This window comes from Ursidibacter sp. B-7004-1 (genome assembly GCF_053654055.1).
On the sequence record NZ_JBSIUP010000070.1, the window covers coordinates 1 to 2,230 of the forward strand.

At 35.7% G+C, this 2,230-nt stretch carries 2 protein-coding genes and 2 tRNA genes; 3 read left to right on the forward strand and 1 reads right to left on the reverse strand.

The window, feature by feature from the left end:
* The first annotated feature begins 98 nt into the window (after positions 1-98).
* The 3 genes from trmA to ACWIW0_RS11225 all read left to right on the forward strand — a co-directional run bounded on the left by trmA (position 99) and on the right by ACWIW0_RS11225 (position 1,545).
* Positions 99-1,193: a tRNA (uridine(54)-C5)-methyltransferase TrmA gene (trmA, locus tag ACWIW0_RS11215; protein WP_454453384.1), complete on the forward strand. Its 1,095-nt coding sequence runs from the start codon at positions 99-101 to the stop codon at positions 1,191-1,193.
* A 90-nt stretch (positions 1,194-1,283) separates the two neighbouring features.
* Positions 1,284-1,373, forward strand: a tRNA-Ser gene (locus ACWIW0_RS11220).
* 82 nt (positions 1,374-1,455) lie between these two features.
* Positions 1,456-1,545, forward strand: a tRNA-Ser gene (locus ACWIW0_RS11225).
* Between the two features lie 351 nt (positions 1,546-1,896).
* Here the strand turns inward: ACWIW0_RS11225 and ACWIW0_RS11230 are convergent.
* Positions 1,897-2,230: transposase (locus ACWIW0_RS11230; protein WP_454453385.1), on the reverse strand; the 334-nt coding region annotated here is incomplete at its 5' end.

Sequence of the window (2,230 nt, forward strand, 5' to 3'; positions counted from 1 at the left end):
TTGTCATCAGTCTGAGGTGGGTATAGCCCACCGCTTATTTTGTCTTCTCTTTTAATATTTTCTAAATTAGCTATTCTTAATACAACTCAATATAGACGATGACTTTACCCATTTCGCAATATTCTGATTTACTTGCAAAAAAAACAGCAAATCTAACCGCTTTACTTGAACCATATTCACCACCAGCTCTTGAAGTATTTGCTTCAGAAACTAGCCATTTTCGCTTGCGTGCGGAATTTAGAGTGTGGCACGAAGATGGCGATCTTTTCCATATAATGTTTGATCCTGTAACAAAAGCTCGCTATCGAGTCGATCAATTTCCTATTGCCAGCCAACTTATCAATCGAATGATGACAGTTTTATTGGCAGAAATTAAAGGTAATGAACTCTTAACCAAAAAGCTCTTTCAAATAGATTATTTAAGCACGTTAAGCGGGCAGATTGCAGTATCAATGCTTTATCACAAAGCTCTGACAGATGAATGGATTGAGCAGGCGAAGTTGCTTAAACAGCGATTGCTTGGCTCAGGCTTTGATGTACAAGTTATCGGGCGAGCTACTAAGCAGAAAATAGCATTAGACTGTGATTATGTAGAAGAACGGCTTTCTGTTGATGGTAAAAAATATATTTATCGCCAAGTGGAAAATAGCTTTACTCAACCGAATGGCAAGATGAATGAGAAGATGTTGGAATGGGCGAGAAGCTGCACACAAGAGAGCCAAGGCGATTTACTTGAGTTATATTGCGGTAATGGCAATTTCTCGATTGCATTAGCCAGTAATTTCCGTAAGGTCTTAGCCACTGAAATTGCAAAATCATCGGTAGAATCAGCTCAATATAATATTGAAAAAAATGGTATTACTAATCTACAAATTATCCGAATGTCTGCGGAAGAATTTACTCAAGCACTTAATGGTGTTCGAGAATTTTATCGCTTGCGTGGTGTGGATCTTAACTCTTATGATTGCAATACTATTTTTGTTGATCCACCAAGAGCTGGATTAGATCAAGATACGCTAAATATGGTACAAGGCTATGAGCGTATTTTATATATTTCTTGTAATCCGAATACTCTGGTAGAAAATTTAAAACAGCTAACAGAAACACACCGAATTGAACGCTGTGCATTGTTTGATCAATTTCCTTATACCGATCATATTGAAAGTGGTGTATGGCTGATTCGCAATGGCTAAGCTGACGAAAAATAAAGCATTTAAAGCGTTTCATACATTTTATGCTTGACCGACTTCTCGGTTATCTATATTATTCCGCCTGTCTTCAGCGGAGGAATGGCAGAGCGGTTGAATGCACCGGTCTTGAAAACCGGCGAGGGTTAACGCCCTCCGTGAGTTCGAATCTCACTTCCTCCGCCACTGAATATATAGCCTGTTGATAATTTTTTATCAGCAGGTTTTCGCTCTAAAGGGCAATTAAAATTTAAATAGCTTTCAACTCGGAGGAATGGCAGAGCGGTTGAATGCACCGGTCTTGAAAACCGGCGAGGGTTAACGCCCTCCGTGAGTTCGAATCTCACTTCCTCCGCCATTTAATGAAACACCGTAAGTTAGTTAATAACTTACGGTTTTTTTATGGTTATTTTTTGGGATGTAATGGACAAAAGTGTGGGATCTCCATTATATTTTTGATCATTAATTGCTTTTCTTATTCAAAAAATCCTTTATAAACATAATCTTACGTTTTTTGCTTAATCCATTGTGATTATTTAATTTTCATTTTAGTTCACTAAATAAACCCTCAAGCCTATTTGTCGTTTTTTCTATATTAAATTCAGGATGTTTTTCAAAGGTAAATAAATATTTCTCATAATATTTTAAGCTAGATAAAGCACTTCTTAATCCTTTATGTTTATAAGGAAAATAACCTTTCTTATTGCATTTATCTATCCATAATAATTAAACGCATTGAAATAAGCATTTTTAATGCAGTCTTAGGGGCTTTATCAATATATCGCTGAATAGTTTTAACGGAGCATTTATATTTAATGGCGAGTTCTTTGTAAGTCTGTTTTCCTTGCGAATAATCTTGCCAAATATCGCTATAATTTAATTTCTTTTGGAGGGTAAATGTTTTATTACAGGAAGGGCATTTATAGCGTTGAATATTATTTTTTAATACGTGTTTATGGATAACGGTATTTTGGCAGTAAGGGCAATTTTTTGGTTCATTTTCAAAAATGTGGGTTAAAGACTTGTAGTATACGGTATTATGT

Excerpts from the sequence above, each read along its gene's own strand:
- trmA (WP_454453384.1), top strand. The coding sequence starts at position 99 with ATGACTTTACCCATTTCGCAATATTCTGATTTACTTGCAAAAAAAACA.